The 15533-nt window shown below is 60.7% G+C and carries 10 protein-coding genes; 3 read left to right on the plus strand and 7 right to left on the minus strand.

Annotated elements, in window-relative coordinates:
* Positions 1-15: 15 nt before the first annotated feature.
* The 3 genes from trhO to KVG87_RS17250 all read right to left on the minus strand — a co-directional run bounded on the left by trhO (position 16) and on the right by KVG87_RS17250 (position 2079).
* Positions 16-957, minus strand: coding sequence for an oxygen-dependent tRNA uridine(34) hydroxylase TrhO (gene trhO / locus KVG87_RS17240; RefSeq protein ID WP_041478261.1), 942 nt, complete (start codon positions 955-957; stop codon positions 16-18).
* A 294-nt stretch (positions 958-1251) separates the two neighbouring features.
* Positions 1252-1551 carry a BolA family protein gene (locus KVG87_RS17245; protein ID WP_016770935.1) on the minus strand — a complete coding sequence of 100 codons (300 nt, stop codon included), beginning with the start codon at positions 1549-1551 and terminating at the stop codon, positions 1252-1254.
* A 12-nt stretch (positions 1552-1563) separates the two neighbouring features.
* On the minus strand, positions 1564-2079 hold the full coding sequence (locus KVG87_RS17250; RefSeq protein ID WP_016770936.1) for a DUF2059 domain-containing protein: 516 nt from the start codon (positions 2077-2079) through the stop codon (positions 1564-1566).
* A 191-nt stretch (positions 2080-2270) separates the two neighbouring features.
* On the opposite strand from KVG87_RS17250, the gene KVG87_RS17255 reads away from it, so the two are divergent.
* Entirely contained in the window at positions 2271-3665 is a 1395-nt protein-coding gene (locus KVG87_RS17255) for a class II fumarate hydratase (protein ID WP_217851743.1), read from the plus strand.
* Between the two features lie 108 nt (positions 3666-3773).
* On the opposite strand, the gene KVG87_RS17260 is transcribed toward KVG87_RS17255, so the two are convergent.
* Positions 3774-4733 carry a DMT family transporter gene (locus tag KVG87_RS17260; RefSeq protein ID WP_217851744.1) on the minus strand — a complete coding sequence of 320 codons (960 nt, stop codon included), beginning with the start codon at positions 4731-4733 and terminating at the stop codon, positions 3774-3776.
* 210 nt (positions 4734-4943) lie between these two features.
* Between KVG87_RS17260 and KVG87_RS17265 the strand changes: the two genes are divergently transcribed.
* Positions 4944-5135, plus strand: a complete 192-nt coding sequence (locus KVG87_RS17265; RefSeq protein WP_076563774.1) for a DUF6316 family protein — start codon at positions 4944-4946, stop codon at positions 5133-5135.
* A 116-nt stretch (positions 5136-5251) separates the two neighbouring features.
* On the opposite strand, the gene KVG87_RS17270 is transcribed toward KVG87_RS17265, so the two are convergent.
* Both KVG87_RS17270 and pap read right to left on the minus strand, forming a co-directional pair.
* Positions 5252-6436, minus strand: coding sequence for a thiolase family protein (locus tag KVG87_RS17270; protein WP_217851745.1), 1185 nt, complete (start codon positions 6434-6436; stop codon positions 5252-5254).
* Between the two features lie 103 nt (positions 6437-6539).
* Positions 6540-8054: a polyphosphate:AMP phosphotransferase gene (gene pap, locus KVG87_RS17275; protein ID WP_217851746.1), complete on the minus strand. Its 1515-nt coding sequence runs from the start codon at positions 8052-8054 to the stop codon at positions 6540-6542.
* Positions 8055-8368: 314 nt separating this feature from the next.
* Between pap and mnmC the strand changes: the two genes are divergently transcribed.
* Entirely contained in the window at positions 8369-10348 is a 1980-nt protein-coding gene (mnmC, locus tag KVG87_RS17280) for a bifunctional tRNA (5-methylaminomethyl-2-thiouridine)(34)-methyltransferase MnmC2/FAD-dependent 5-carboxymethylaminomethyl-2-thiouridine(34) oxidoreductase MnmC1 (RefSeq protein WP_217851747.1), read from the plus strand.
* Positions 10349-10351: 3 nt separating this feature from the next.
* On the opposite strand, the gene KVG87_RS17285 is transcribed toward mnmC, so the two are convergent.
* Positions 10352-15178 carry an NEL-type E3 ubiquitin ligase domain-containing protein gene (locus KVG87_RS17285; RefSeq protein WP_217851748.1) on the minus strand — a complete coding sequence of 1609 codons (4827 nt, stop codon included), beginning with the start codon at positions 15176-15178 and terminating at the stop codon, positions 10352-10354.
* Positions 15179-15533: the final 355 nt, after the last annotated feature.

Consider the following 15533-nt stretch of genomic DNA (forward strand, 5'->3'; position numbering starts at 1 on the left):
GGCGCGCAGACATGGTTAAGCCTCGGAGGATGCTTGCTTATAGTTGTAGCCGATCGGGTGCGGCTGGTTGCGTGCCTTGGCCAGTTCGATCTGCTTTTGCCGATCGATGGCGCTGCGCCGGGTTTTCTCGCTGAGCTTGTCCCAGCAGTGCGGGCAACTGATGCCGGCGACGTAGTGCTCGGAGGCGCGATCTTCAACGCTGACCGGCGTGCGGCAGGCATGACATTGATCGTAGTCGCCTTCCGTCAGGTCGTGACGCACGGTCACGCGGTTGTCAAAGACGAAGCAGTCGCCGCGCCACTTGGTTTCTTCCTGCGGCACCTCTTCGAGGTACTTCAGGATGCCGCCCTTGAGGTGGTAAACCTCTTCGAAGCCCTCGCCGAGCATGTAGCTCGAGGCTTTCTCGCAGCGAATGCCGCCGGTGCAGAACATCGCGACCTTCTTGTGCACGGCCGGGTCGAAGTGTTCTTTGATGTAGTCGGGAAACTCGCGAAAACTGGTGGTTTTCGGATCGATGGCGCCTTCGAAGGTGCCGATCGACACTTCGTAGTCGTTGCGCGTGTCGATCAACAGCACTTCCGGGTCGCTGATCAGCGCGTTCCAGTCCTGCGGTTCGACGTAGGTGCCGACCTTCTTGTTCGGGTCAACGCCTTCAACGCCGAGGGTGACGATCTCTTTCTTCAGCTTGACCTTGGTGCGATAGAACGGCTGTTCGTCGCAGTACGATTCCTTGTGGTCGATGTCGACCATGCGCGGATCGTTCTTGAGCCAGGCCAGCAGGCCGTCGATGCCTTCGCGGCTGCCGGAAACCGTGCCGTTGATGCCTTCTTCGGCGATCAGCAGAGTGCCTTTGATGCCGTTGTCGACCATCGCTTGCAGCAGTGGCTCGCGCAGGTCAACGTAATCTTCGAGGGTGACGAACTTGTACAGTGCCGCCACGACAATCGGTTGTGTCATGGGTATTTCTCCAGGTGGCTACCCTCGCAAAGGGTGAACCGGATTCAAAAAAAACGCGCCGGCTAAGCGGCGCGTTGCGGATTCTAGCAAAAACATGATGTGTTTTGGATTTACTCAGTCTTTGTGACAACACAAAACCTGTGGCGAGGGGATTTATCCCCGTTGGGTGGCGAAGCAACCCTAAACCCATTCAGCCCCGTTCCTTCTGCCAGGACCGTGGTTACAGGGTTTACGACTGCTGCGCAGCCGAACGGGGATAAATCCCCTCGCCACAAAAATCCCGCCACATCCAAATCAGTGCTTGCTACCGCCGGCACAGGTCGGCGACGCCGGGGCGCCGTCGATTTCTGCCCATTCCTGCGGGGTGTAGGTGTGCAGCGCCAACGCATGGAACTCGCCCATCAGCTCGCCGAGCGTGCCGTAGACTTTCTGGTGGCGCTTGACCCGGTTCAGGCCTTCGAACTGCGCGCTGACCACCACCGCCTTGTAGTGGGTCTGTGACCCGCGACTGTGCATGTGGCTTTCGTCCAGCACTTGCAGGTGCTCAGGCTGTAACAGGGCCAGCGTCGATTCGATGCGTTGTTGCATGGTCATCACGAACTCCGCTTACTTCTTCTTGGCTGGCGCCGCGGCCGGGGTCAGCTCTTTGGTCATGTCGTCGAGCAGCTTGTTGACCACAGGCACCGCGCTTTCCAGTTTGCCCTGGGTCATCTGCGCCGATTGCTGGGTCAGCTGCGGCATTTTTTCCAGGACTTTCTTGCCCAGTGGCGACTGGTAGAAGGCAACCAGATCCTTGAGTTCGGATTCGCTGAAGTTGCTGGTGTAGAGCTTGACCATGTCCGGCTTGAGCTTGTTCCAGCCGATGGCCTGGTCCAGCGCGGCGTTGGCCTTGGCCTGGTAGGTTTCGAGCACGGCTTTTTTCGACTCAGGGGCTTTGGTCTGTTCAAAGCGCTGGGCGAACATTTGCTGCACTTGCATGTACACCGGGGTACCCAGCTTGTCAGCGTGAGCCAGCGTCAGGAAAGCTTCGGCACTGGCGTTGTGGCTGGCGGTATCGGCAAGCACCTGGCCGCTGGCGCAAACCAGTGCAACCGCGGTACAGATGGCGCGAAGACGAGTCATCGAGTTTCCTTTAAGCAAAGCGAGGTCGAACCCCAAGGGCGACCATTCTGCGCCTAACAATCGCTGTGGCTCAACCCCCGGCCCTTGCCGCGCTTGATTGGCGGGGTTTTGCGGTCAACAATCGAGCCGATGGAACCACCCGGGCCGACGCCGGCCTAAATTGCGCCAACAGACCAACAGGAGTGTGCACGATGAGCCGTATCGAAACCGACAGCCTGGGCCAGATCGAGGTCCCGGACGACGCTTACTGGGGTGCTCAGACGCAACGCTCGCTGATCAACTTCGCCATTGGTCAGGAACGCATGCCGCTACCGGTACTGCACGCCCTGGCGCTGATCAAGAAAGCCGCCGCGCGGGTCAACGACCGCAACGGCGACCTGCCCGCCGACATCGCCCGCCTGATCGAGCAGGCCGCCGATGAAGTGCTCGCCGGCGAGCATGACGAGCAGTTCCCGCTGGTGGTCTGGCAGACCGGCAGCGGCACCCAGAGCAACATGAACGTCAACGAAGTGATCGCCGGTCGCGCCAACGAACTGGCCGGCAACCCGCGTGGCGGCAAGTCGCCGGTGCACCCGAACGATCACGTCAATCGCTCGCAAAGTTCCAACGACTGCTTCCCTACCGCGATGAGCATCGCCACCGCCAAAGCGGTGCAGGAACAACTGCTGCCGGCGATTGCCGAGCTGTCCGGCGGCCTTGCCGAACTGGCGGCGCGGCACATGAAACTGGTGAAGACCGGGCGCACGCACATGATGGACGCGACGCCGATCACCTTCGGTCAGGAACTGTCCGGCTTCATCGCGCAACTGGATTACGCCGAGCGCGCGATTCGTGCCGCGCTGCCGGCGGTTTGCGAACTGGCTCAGGGCGGCACCGCCGTTGGTACGGGTTTGAATTCACCGCACGGCTTCGGTGAGGCGATTGCCGCCGAACTCGCAGCACTGTCCGGTCTGCCGTTCGTCACCGCGCCGAACAAGTTCGCTGCACTGGCCGGTCATGAACCGTTGGTAACGCTGTCCGGCGCGCTGAAAACCCTCGCCGTGGCCTTGATGAAGATCGCCAACGACCTGCGTCTGCTGGGCTCAGGTCCTCGCGCAGGTTTCGCTGAAGTGAAGCTGCCGGCCAACGAACCGGGCAGTTCGATCATGCCCGGCAAGGTCAACCCGACCCAGTGCGAAGCGCTGTCGATGCTCGCCTGCCAGGTGCTCGGCAACGATGTGGCGATCGGTTTTGCCGCCAGTCAGGGGCACTTGCAGCTGAACGTGTTCAAACCGGTGATCATCCACAACCTGCTGCAATCGATCCGTTTGCTCGGTGATGGCTGCAGCAACGTCCAGCAGCACTGCATTGCCGGGCTCGAACCGGATGCCGAGGTCATGGCCAAGCATCTGGAACGTGGATTGATGCTGGTGACCGCGCTGAACCCGCACATCGGTTATGACAAGTCGGCGGAGATCGCCAAGAAGGCTTACAGCGAAGGGCTGACTTTGCGTGAGGCTGCGTTGCAGCTCGGTTATCTGACTGATGAAGAGTTCGATGCCTGGGTGCGCCCGGAGAACATGATCGAGGCTGGCGCCAAGGGCTGAGTCATGTAGCGCCTGAAAGTCCGTCTTCGCGAGCAGGCTCGCTCCCACAGGAAAATTGCACTCCAAAGTGGGAGCGAGCCTGCTCGCGAATACAGGCGCCGCCGATCGTCAGCCTGGCACAACCCTGGCCCGCCGCGCCCTGAGCCCGGCAATCAACGATGGCCCCAGCGCCACCAGCGCCGAACCCAGCACCACCAGCACTGCCCCACCATAGCCCAGCGCATTGATCTGCTCGGCATGCACGTAGTCCGGCCAGATCCGCGCCGCAATCGCCACCGCCACAAACGTCACCAGCGGCGTGATTGCCAATGTTGCGCTGACACGCGACGCTTCCCAGTGCGCCAGCGCTTCGGCGAATGCGCCGTAGGCGATCAAGGTGTTCATGCAGCACGCCAGCAACAGCCAGCCCTGCAACGAGCTCAGGTTCAGCGCTTCAAGCGGATGCACCCACGGCGTAAGCAGCAACGCGCAGAACAGGTAGATCACCATCATCACCTGGAGCGAATTCCACACCGTGAGCAATTGCTTCTGGCCCAGCGCATAAAAGGTCCAGACCGTCGACGCCAGCAGCACCAAGAGCACGCCGGCGGTGTAGTCGGACAGCGAGGTCAGCAGCTCGGCCAGACGCTGATTGAAGAACAGACCAAAGCCGACCAGCAACACCAGCAAGCCGATGCCCTGGCCAATGCTGAAGCGCTCCTTGAACACGAACAGACTGGCGATCAGCAGCATGATCGGACCCATTTGCACCACCAATTGCGCGGTGCCGGGGCTGAGCAGGTTGAGGCCCATCAGGTACAGCACGTAATTGCCGACCAGCCCCAGTACCGCCATCAGCACCAGCCAGCCGCCCTTCGGCCCGAGCACCTTGCGACTTGGCAGGCGCTTGACCGAAGCCAGATAGATGAACAGGCAGCCACCGGAAACCATCAGGCGAAACCAGGTCACCGTGACCGGGTCCATCACCTGCAATACCTGTTTGAGCTTGATCGGCAGGATGCCCCACAGAAACGCGGTCAGCAGCGCCAGGAACAGTCCGTACACCCAGCGCCCCGATGAAATGTGCATGCGAACCCCAAAAGCCTGCTGACAAGGACACTCATTCTAGGCGTCCGGCTGCGCACAACACAGGGACAGTTGCCGCCAGGCCGCGAATGAAACTGTGTAGGTCGCAGCAGTAAACCGGCGCGCCGCCGTTGATCGGCCGGGCAGGCGCACCAAGTGCTTCAGGCATAAGCTGATTGCAGACTTTTCAACGCATTAATCAGGGAGACCGACATGTACGCCATGCGCGCCGAGGACAGCGCCCCCGCCACCCGTTTTCGCAGCGACCGCATATGTCGGGTCAATGGCGAGCTGTATTTCAGTACCCGGGAAAATACCCTTGAGGGGCCGTTTGACGGTCAGGTGATCGAGCGGAAGATTCAGGCTTATATAGCGCGGATGCAGCGGCAGGATTCCAAGGGCTAACCGTGTTGATCCCATCGCTGGCAAGCCAGCTCCCACAGTATTTTTGACATATACAAAACCTGTGGGAGCTGGCTTGCCAGCGATGGCGATCTGACCGACGACAACGAACGGAGGATTTAGCGCACCGCCTCAAATAACCCGCTCGCCCCCATGCCGCCGCCCACACACATGGTGACGATGCCGTAGCGCAAATTGCGTCGCTGCAACTCCCGGATCAAATGCCCGACCTGACGCGAGCCGGTCATGCCGAACGGGTGGCCGATGGAAATCGAGCCGCCGTTGACGTTGTACTTGTCGTTGTCGATCTCCAGCCGGTCGCGGCTGTACAGGCACTGTGAAGCGAACGCCTCGTTCAATTCCCACAGATCGATATCCGCTACCTGCAAGCCCTTGGCCTTGAGCAGTTTCGGCACCGAGAATACCGGGCCGATGCCCATTTCGTCCGGCTCGCAGCCGGCGACGGTGAAACCACGGAAAAACGCTTTCGGTTTGAGCCCCAGCTCCAGCGCTTTGTCCAGGCTCATCACCAGTGTCATCGAGGCACCGTCGGACAGCTGCGAGGAATTGCCCGCCGTCACCGAACCGTCGTCGGCGAACACCGGTTTCAAACCGGCAAGGCTTTCGTAGGTGGTGTCCGGGCGGTTGCAGTCGTCGCGCTCGACCACGCCGTCGACAATCTGCACTTCGCCGCTGTGCTTGTCCTCGACCCGGTATTTCACCGCCATCGGCACGATTTCATCATCGAACAAGCCCGCAGCCTGGGCCTGGGCCGTGCGCAGCTGGCTTTGCAGCGCATAGCGATCCTGGGCCTCGCGGCTGACGCCGTAACGGCGCGCCACCACTTCGGCGGTCTGGCCCATGGTGTAGTAGATGCCGGGAGTCTGTTGCTTGAGCAGCGGGTTGATCAGGTGATCGGTGTTGACGCTCTTCAGGGTCAGGCTGATCGACTCGACGCCGCCGGCGACGATGATGTCGCTGCAACCGGAGGCGATCTGGTTGGCGGCAATCGCAATGGCCTGCAAACCCGAGGAGCAGAAACGGTTGAGGGTCATGCCGGCGGTGCCGGTGCCCAGGCGCGATAGTACCGCGACGTTGCGGCCGATGTTGTAGCCCTGCGCGCCTTCGTTGGAGCCAGCGCCGACGATGCAGTCCTCGACGCTGGCCGGGTCGATATCGTTGCGGGTCAGCAGGGCATTGACGCAGTGGGCCGCCATGTCATCGGGGCGGGTCTGGTTGAACTTGCCGCGAAAGGATTTGGCCAGGCCGGTCCGCACGCTGTCGACGATCACCACTTCACGCATGGCATACCTCATTGTTGTTGTCGGTTGAGAGTGAACCTGAGCATAAGTCCACCTTCTTGCCGACCGCGAGGATCATTCACCCGGCGTATGCGCGGCCATCGCTTCAGTCCTTGTGCTTTTTGGCCTTCTTGTCGGATTTCTCGAACGCGTCTTCCAGCGCGCGGTTGATGGTGCGCAACACTTTCACCCGTGCCCAGCGTTTATCGTTGGCTTCGACCAGCGTCCATGGCGCGATCTCGGTGCTGGTGCGATCGACCATGTCGCCGACCGCCCGGCGATAGTCGTCCCACTTTTCCCGGTTGCGCCAGTCGTCCTCGGTAATTTTGAAGCGCTTGAAGGAAATCTCCTCGCGCTCCTGAAAGCGCTCCATCTGCGTGTCCTTGTCGATCGCCAGCCAGAACTTGACCACGATGACGCCGGCATCGGCCAGTTGCTCTTCGAAATCGTTGATTTCGCCGTAGGCGCGCAGCCAGTCGGCCGGGGTGCAGAAGCCTTCGATCCGCTCGACCAGCACCCGCCCGTACCAAGAGCGGTCGAACACGGTGAATTTGCCCCGCGCCGGAAGGTGTCGCCAGAACCGCCACAGGTACGGTTGTGCGCGCTCTTCTTCGGTCGGTGCGGCAATCGGCACGATGCTGTACTGACGCGGATCGAGCGCCGCTGCCACGCGGCGAATCGCCCCGCCCTTGCCCGCCGCGTCGTTACCCTCGAACACCGCCACCAGCGCATGGCGACGCATGCGTTTGTCGCGCATCAGCCCGGACAGGCGCGCCTGCTCGGTGATCAGTTGTTCTTCATAGTCTTTCTTGTCCAGACGCTGCGTCAGGTCGAGGCTGTCGAGCAGGTTCAATTGATCGACCGGTGTGCCCAGCGGCGCGGCACTGACTTCGTGTGGATTGACGTCGGCGCGCTTGAGCGCATTCTGCAGACCGTCGAGGAGAATCTTGCCCACCGCCAGGCTGCGGTAATTGGCATCGACACCTTCGATGACATGCCAGGGCGCGTAATCGCGGCTGGTACGGCGCAACACCCGCTCGCCATATTTGACGAATTTGTCGTAAGTCTGCGATTGCTGCCAGTCCAGCGGACTGATGCGCCAACTGTGCAACGGGTCGTCGGCCAGCGATTTGAGCCGCGCTTTCATTTGCTTCTTGGACAGGTGAAACCAGAACTTGAAGATCAGCGCGCCTTCATCGCAGAGCATTTTTTCCAGACGCTCGGCGCCGGCGATGGCCTGGTCCAGACGCGGATCCTTGAACAACCCATGCACCCGCCCCTGGAGCATCTGGCTGTACCAGTTGCCGAAGAACACGCCCATCCGCCCCTTGGCCGGCAGCATCCGCCAGTAGCGCCAGGCCGGTGGCCGCGCCAGTTCTTCATCGGTTTGCTGGTCGAAGGTGCGCACTTCGATCAGGCGCGGATCCATCCATTCATTGAGCAGCTTGACCGTCTCGCCCTTGCCCGCCCCTTCGATGCCGTTGATCAGGATGATCACCGGAAAGCGTTTCTGCTGCTGCAACTCGAACTGCGCTTCCAGCAAGGCTTCACGCAGCGCAGGGACGGCCGCCTCGTAAGTGTCTTTGTCGATGGCGTGACCGATTTCAGCGGATTCAAACATGGGACGGCTCCTTCCAGGGTTCAGCAAGACTAGCGGATTGGGCACGGGCGCAGGGCAGAAATTCCCACGAACTCAGGACGGGATGAGAACTTTGTGGTGAGGGGATTTATCGTTGACTGGCTGTGCAGTAGTCGTAGATCCGGGAAGTGTGGTTTGGATCGGGAAAACGGGGTGGATGGTTTTGGGACTGCTGCGCAGTCCAGCGGGGATAAATCCCCTCGCCACAGGGTTCTTTTCACTGCGAGTCCTGTGCTGGATCAGGCAGCTCGCGCGCGATCGGCTAGAATGGCCGCCTTGTGTTTGCCGAGCCTGCCATGAAAGCCGAAATGCCCCACGCCCAACTCGATTGGGACGACCAGGGACGCCCACGTTCGCGGGTGTTTGATGACGTGTATTTTTCCGACCAGTCGGGGCTGGAGGAAACCCGTTACGTGTTTCTTGAGCAGAACCGTCTGGCCGAGCGCTTTGCTGCGCTGCCGGCGAATGGTCGGCTGGTCATTGGTGAAACCGGCTTCGGCACCGGGCTGAATTTTCTCTGCGCCTGGCAGCTGTTCGAACAGCACGCTGTTGCCGGCGCGCGCTTGCATTTTGTCAGCGTCGAGAAGTACCCGCTGGCGCCTGCGGATCTGCGCCGGGCCTTGGCACTGTGGCCGGAACTCATGCCGTTGGCGGATCAGTTGCTGAGGCATTACGTGGCGATTCATCAAGGCTTTCAACGCATCACTCTGGCCAACGGCCGCGTGACGCTGACCTTGCTGATCGGCGATGCACTGGAGCAATTGCCGCAACTCGACGCACAGATCGACGCGTGGTTTCTCGATGGCTTCGCCCCGGCGAAAAACCCGGATATGTGGACCGCTGAACTGTTCGTCGAACTGGCGCGGCTGGCTGCGCCGGGCTCGACCATCAGCACCTTCACCAGCACCGGCTGGGTCCGCCGTCTGCTCAACACTGCCGGGTTCAAGATGAAGCGCACACCGGGCATCGGCCACAAGTGGGAAATCCTGCGTGGCGAGTTTCTCGGCTGGCCCGCCGAGGTGGCGGCGCCCCTACCGGCGAAACCCTGGTTCGCCCGCCCTGCTCCGTTGCGCGGTGAGCGCCGGGCGCTGGTGATCGGCGCCGGTCTGGCCGGCTGCGCGACGGCGTCGAGTCTGGCGGCGCGCGGCTGGCAAGTGAGTCTGCTGGAGCGTCACGCGGCGGTGGCGCAGGAAGCGTCCGGCAACCCGCAAGGCGTGCTCTATCTCAAGTTGTCCGCCCATGGCACGGCGTTGTCGCAGTTGATCGTCAGCGGCTTCGGTTACACCCGGCGCCTGCTGGAAAGCTTGCAACGCGGCAGCGACTGGGATGACTGCGGCGTGCTGCAACTGGCGTTCAACGCCAAGGAAGCCCAGCGCCACGCGCAACTGGCGGCGGCGTTTCCTGAAGATCTCTTGCATTGGCTGGAACAGCCGCAAGCGCAGGATCGCGCCGGTGTCGGCGTGGCCCACGGCGGCTTGTTCTACCCCGAAGGCGGCTGGGTGCATCCGCCCGCGTTGTGTCAGGCCCAGGCGACCCACACCAACATTGAGTTGCTCAGCCATCACGAAGCTTTGGAACTGCGCAAAGTCGCAGACCTGTGGCAAGCCTTCGACGGCGAACGTTTGCTCGCCAGTGCGCCGGTGGTGATCCTGGCCGGTGCTGCCGAAATCAAACGTTTTGCCCAGAGTGCCGAATTGCCACTCAAGCGCATTCGCGGGCAAATCACGCGTCTGCCTGAAACCGCAGAGAGTCATTCGCTGGCCACCGTGGTGTGCGCTGAGGGCTACGTCGCCCCAGCGCGTCTGGGCGAGCACACCCTGGGCGCGAGTTTCGACTTCAACAATGACGATCTGACGCCCACGACTGCCGAGCACCAAGGCAATCTGGCGATGCTCGAAGAAATTTCCAGCGACCTGCTGACCCGCCTCAACATCAGCGAGCAGCCACTTGAGAACCTTGAGGGCCGGGCAGCTTTCCGCTGCACCAGCCCCGATTACCTGCCGATTGTCGGCCCGCTCGCTGATCTGCAAACCTTCAATCAGACCTACGCAGCGTTGAGCAAAGACGCCCGGCAAGTGCCGGACCTCGCGTGCCCGTGGCTCGATGGTCTGTACGTCAACAGCGGTCACGGTTCTCGCGGGCTGATCACCGCGCCGCTGTCCGGCGAGCTGCTTGCAGCGTGGCTGGACAACGAGCCGCTGCCGTTACCACGCAGTGTGGCCGAAGCCTGCCATCCCAATCGTTTCGCCTTACGGCAGTTGATTCGCGGCAAGTGAATTTCACGTATCGGGCATTTCACAGATGCCCAGATCCATCAGCCGTATCGCGTCTTCCGTCAGGCTCTTGAACAGCACGTCTTCAGCCTGGTCCTTTTCAAGCTTGAGTGCCTGGTTCTGACTCAAATAATCGCCAGAGGGCAGCGTGTCCTTCTTGTCGAACAGTGCGCTCATCTGTGGGTCGTACAGGTCATCGATCAGCGCAAACTTGCGGACAAATGTGCGTCGCAGATAGTCACGCCAGAACGTGCGCCCCTGCATGTATTCCAGCCATTGCGGGGAGAGTTCGGCGCTCATGACGCGATTTTTTGCCACCTCAAGATCCGCGGCCGTCACGCCACTCTGGGCACTGAACAGCATATCTTTCGGTTGACCGCGCAGCCCCAGCGCATCGGTGAGACCGATGCGGTAAGCGAGGTTCATTTCCAGCGCATCGACCTTTGGCGCCCGGAGCGAATGCTCCCGGGCGATTTCTTCCAGCCTGTCCAGCCTGAACAGACTGCGGCCCAGTTCCAACAGCGCCTTGGCAGTAACCCTTCGGCCGCTTGCGGCGCGGCTCACCCGCTCGACTTCCACTGCGACTTCAAGGCGACTGAAAACCAGCGCCGCGTTATCGGTGCAGTGAAGCGGATCGGCCGCGATGTCGAGCAGTTGACGACCCAGCGGCTCGTCAGCTTCCGCCGCCTTCAGTACCGCCCAGACACGTCGCTGCATGTCAGCGCTGCCCAGTTTGCCGTCCGCCGTATCGCCCAGTTGCGCCAGCAAAGTGAACAAGCCATCGGCCGTCTGATCGCTACGCAATGCCGCCCAGATGCGCGACTGCTCTGCCCACTCTTCGCCACTGACCTTGGTCAACCAGAGCGAGCGCGCCGTTTGCTCGTTCATCCGTGCGATGTCATCGGCGACATAGTCCATACCGATGCCGAAATTATCGCGATAATTCTCCAGATGCGTTTTGGTCGTTTCGGAAAAGGGATTGAGTCCCAACTTGAGTGCGCCGGTGAAACGGCGTGATTTCTCGAACAACCACTCAGGCAGTTCTGTGATTTTGTTGGCGCTCAGATCCATCAGTTCAATGTGCGCAGAATGATCAAGGCCTCCTGGCAGTTCGGTGATGCCGGTATCGTTCAGCGACAAGCGACGCAGTTGCGACATTCGGCTGAAATCCGGGGTGGCGCCCAACGGATTCTTGTCCAGATTCAGGTAGCGCAGAGTGCTCAACCTGTTCAGCTTCGCCAGGGTCTGCTCGGTGAGCTTGAGCTGATTGTTTGCCAGGCTCAGCCGTTGCAGACGCGGCATGTGCGACAACATTTCAGGCAGCCGGGTGATCGCGTTGCTGCCCAGTTCCAGCGAATCGAGCTGTTTGAAGGTCTTGAGGAAGTACGCAACATCATCACCCAGCGCCATGTTCCGCATCGACAATTGCTCGACATGGTCGAAGCTCACCGACGACGGTAACGTCGGCACCTTACCGATGCGCATGCCGTCAAGGTCGAGGGTACAGAGATTCTTTCCCTCTTCGTTGGTGGCCCAATGAAAGCGTCGAAACGCTTCTTCGATCAGCTCGGCGGCCATTTTCCGACTGTGCCGCGCTTCAGCCAGATCGCCCCCCATGGCTCGCAGCGCGGCACCATCTTCACTCCAGACAAACAGCGCGTCACGCAGGGTTTGCAGATCCTGACGCAGGGCTTTGATCCGGGTCGCACGGCTCAACGGATCATCACCCAGTTCGTTGAGCAATTGATTGAGCTGCGGCTCGCTCAGACGCGGATAAAGCCTGCGCGCTTTGCGCAGCAGTGTGCGTGAATGAGCTGGCGCGGGGACCTGATCGCCTTGCACACAGGCCGGCTCGACGGGAAGTGATTCCGTAATGCCGCCGCGCAATGCCCGCGCAGTGACCTCGCGTTCGTCGAGGGCAACGTTGAGCAGCTTTTTGCGTAACTGTTGCGTACTGACCTGTCCGGTATCGGCAAACCCGAGTGCTGCCCGCTGACGTGGCGGCAATGCCTTGAGGATGGCCGTGTACAAAGCGTCGGGGCCGGATGCCACCTTGCCCAAGGATTTTTTGTCGCCGCCAAACGCCTCATAGCCCTGCGTGGTTTTCACCAGATAACCGGTATTTTCCGAAGTCGCCGACGCATCGCCGATGTCTTCGAGCATCGGTCCGGTCAAGGCCTTGTCGCGCATTTGCAGACGCAGCTGCGTGTTCCAGCCGCTCAGGCGCGGCAGTAATTTCAGGGCCAGGCTGTCGGTGTCGGCATTGGCCAGCCACGACCAGTGCAACCCGCTCAGCGCCCGGTCAAGCCGCACCTCGGCAATACCGGCCCGAGCCCGCTGTCCCAACCGCAAGGGCGCGCTCCCGGTCGAGCGCAAGTGCAGGCGCTCGACACTCGAAGCGCGGTCGATCAGCCTTTGACCATGGCGCGCCGAAATGTCGGCGAAGACCTGGCGTAATTTGCCCAGATCCTGCGCGTCACTCTGGTCATAGCGCTTGTACATCCGCTCGAACGCCGCGCGGTAATCGGATTTGAGCGCAGCACCCAGTTTTCTTGCCAGCCCAGTGGCTTGCGTGCTTTTCGCGACTTTGCCGCCGAGCAAGGCCTCGACTTCATGCTCGTAGAGGCCATTGATGACGGTTTGCAGCAAGCGCCCGAGTGCCAACTGGCCTTGGGTGACCGGCACTCCCAGGGTTTCGTCGAGCGTGCTGTTTGCTGGATAAGTGGTTTCGACGTCTCCTTCATGACCGATGACCTCAAGGTACCGGTCAGTCGGCCAGCCCGGCAGTTGCGTCAAGGCATGCATCTGTTCTTCCAGAGGTTGCTCGGAGTGGATCTCGCCGTTTTCCAGTTCCGTAGTCAGCTCACGCAGTTGGCGCTCGATGCGCACGCGCTCGACGGTATCGCGCAGGCGTACCGGCAGGCTCAAATTGTCGTTGAAGGTCTCCAGCAAGGTCTGCTGCGAGGTGTTGCTCAGCCGGCGAAGGATGTCCAGGTCGCTGTCGGCAAATTCGCTCAACTGCGGATCGATGCGCTTGAGCGTGTAGGCGCTGCTGCCCCATTCTTCGGGCTGTTCAGCGGGGAACCGCCAGCCGCCCTCGACGTGGCGGATCAGTTGCGGAGCATAGGCTTGTGCGCGTGCGGGGTGGTCCAGGCGCCAGTGCTGGGTGTCGATATCAAAGTTGCCCGCCAACAGGCGGTACTCGAAGCGGGCGATGGTCTTGTTGCCAATCTGGTAGAACTCCTTTGAACCGGCACCGATGGTGAATCCGGCCGGCAAAGCATGCTCATACGGGCTCAAATCGGACTTCCACAGGCGTGGCTTGCCGGCCCGGTCGAGTATCGCGGTGAACTGCGCGAAGAACTCCGGATGCGCGCGCAGCAGTTTTTTGCCCACAGTTCCCAGCACCTTCTGACCGCCGGCGAAAACGCCCATCAATGCGATGTTCTCTACCACACTGAGCAGATGTGACAGTGCTTCCTGATGATCACCGCGACGCCAGTCCGCGACGCCGTCATACACCTCACCGAGCAACTGCCCGACCGCGACGCCCATCATCAATTGGCCCAGGACCGGCACGAACAGCCCCGCCACCGACGCCACGGTCACCCCGCGCTGAATGAAATCCAACAGGCGTTTCTGTCGGATCTCTTCATCGATATCAGCGGTTGGCACCGCCAGTTTGCGCGCGTCGATCTGCAACTTCCCAACATGGCTTTGCACCATGAAATCAAAAAGCGCCACATTGATCGGCCATTGTTCGACGACGCCCAGATCGGGTTTCTCAGCCAACGCCTTGAAGAAGTCCGCCTTGTCATCTTCATCCAGGCTGCCGGCGAAATACCCCTGATATTCCGTGCTCTTGAGTTGTTGCGCGAGGTAGCGCTTGAACGCATTGAAACTCGGGTATTCATACACGGCGCGCTCGGGCTCCCCGGGCATATACACCATGCATCCGTCCTCAGGGTGTTGTTCCACGGAGCGTTTGGAAAATATCACTACGCCCCAAACGCAGCTGTCGAGGATTCTGATGCCCTGCATGATCATCGGGTCTTTGCCGTAGCGCAGGTGCTGCGCCGATGCCACGCCTTCGGCCAGCATCAGATCCTGCAGCATGCGCAAACCTGCTGCGGTGATATCGCCCTTGAGCTCTGCAAGATGAGCGTCCAGCTCCAGCAGCGATTGCTTCAATGCGGCGATATCGCGGGTCATGGCACTGATCGCCACGACTTTGCCGCAATCTTCACGCAGACCGAACACTTGCTGCAGATGCTCCTGGTATTTCTTGCCCAGATCCAGCTTGCGGCACAACGCTGCGAACGCTGCCGGCGTCAGGTCTTCCACGCCAGCGGGCACACTTTTGATGCGCACCAGACTGCCGGAGGGGAACCCGTCGGCCTGCTCCTCGTCTGCGCTGAAGTTCTGCATGGCTGCCTGCAACAGGCTTTGCGTCGCGTGTCTGACCAAGCCGACATCGGCCTGAACCGTCGCCTTCACATCGCAGCCACAATCGACGCCGGGCAGGCTGAGCAGATCCTCGCTCACGTCATAGACCGCTGGCCATTTCTCGTTCAGCGCCGCGTTGAGTTCGCTGATGCAGAAGCTGTGCAAGGGTTTGAGCCGGCTCAGATCCTTGTCGACTTTGACTTGCAGGGTGTGCAGTTCACGAGTGATTTCGTCCAGCTTGTTCAGCGTGGCTGCAGAAGCCGTGAGCAGATGCGCCGGCAGGCTTTTTTCCAGGCTTTCAGCGGTATCGAGGTCGCCGGTCGCAGCGTATAAGGTGCTCAGGACCGACGCCTGAATCTGTGGATTTGTCTTGTCTTGGTTAAGCATGGCAATAGTCCTTTATTGCGGTTCGAACACTCGACCCTAGCCCTGCCGGGCAGCCAATAACAGTTCAAATTTCTGCGCAAAACCGAAGTAGACCAAACGCTTTTTTGCATGGAAAAAATAGCCCTGCACCACCCCGCACGGAACGTCCACGCGCTTGTACACTTATGCAAAAAAAGCGTAACGGTAAGTGGGCAAGTCTCGACCCTCGATCCGCGCTGATAGCGTTACGGCCGGAGCCAGCGTGGCCGCCTTATAACTTATCGATCTAAAACTCCACCTACCGAGACAGGTCAGTTTCTGAGTACCCGCACTTTTCGCGCGGTACGGCTTGACCTTCCCCAACGGAAAAACCGGT

The sequence above is a fragment of the Pseudomonas siliginis genome (assembly GCF_019145195.1).
GTDB classification, from domain to species: domain Bacteria; phylum Pseudomonadota; class Gammaproteobacteria; order Pseudomonadales; family Pseudomonadaceae; genus Aquipseudomonas; species Aquipseudomonas siliginis.

Excerpts from the sequence above, each read along its gene's own strand:
- trhO (WP_041478261.1), bottom strand. The coding sequence starts at position 957 with ATGACACAACCGATTGTCGTGGCGGCACTGTACAAGTTCGTCACCCTC.
- KVG87_RS17245 (WP_016770935.1), bottom strand. The coding sequence starts at position 1,551 with ATGACCATGCAACAACGCATCGAATCGACGCTGGCCCTGTTACAGCCT.
- KVG87_RS17250 (WP_016770936.1), bottom strand. The coding sequence starts at position 2,079 with ATGACTCGTCTTCGCGCCATCTGTACCGCGGTTGCACTGGTTTGCGCC.
- KVG87_RS17255 (WP_217851743.1), top strand. The coding sequence starts at position 2,271 with ATGAGCCGTATCGAAACCGACAGCCTGGGCCAGATCGAGGTCCCGGAC.
- KVG87_RS17260 (WP_217851744.1), bottom strand. The coding sequence starts at position 4,733 with ATGCACATTTCATCGGGGCGCTGGGTGTACGGACTGTTCCTGGCGCTG.
- KVG87_RS17265 (WP_076563774.1), top strand. The coding sequence starts at position 4,944 with ATGTACGCCATGCGCGCCGAGGACAGCGCCCCCGCCACCCGTTTTCGC.
- KVG87_RS17270 (WP_217851745.1), bottom strand. The coding sequence starts at position 6,436 with ATGCGTGAAGTGGTGATCGTCGACAGCGTGCGGACCGGCCTGGCCAAA.
- pap (WP_217851746.1), bottom strand. The coding sequence starts at position 8,054 with ATGTTTGAATCCGCTGAAATCGGTCACGCCATCGACAAAGACACTTAC.
- mnmC (WP_217851747.1), top strand. The coding sequence starts at position 8,369 with ATGAAAGCCGAAATGCCCCACGCCCAACTCGATTGGGACGACCAGGGA.
- KVG87_RS17285 (WP_217851748.1), bottom strand. The coding sequence starts at position 15,178 with ATGCTTAACCAAGACAAGACAAATCCACAGATTCAGGCGTCGGTCCTG.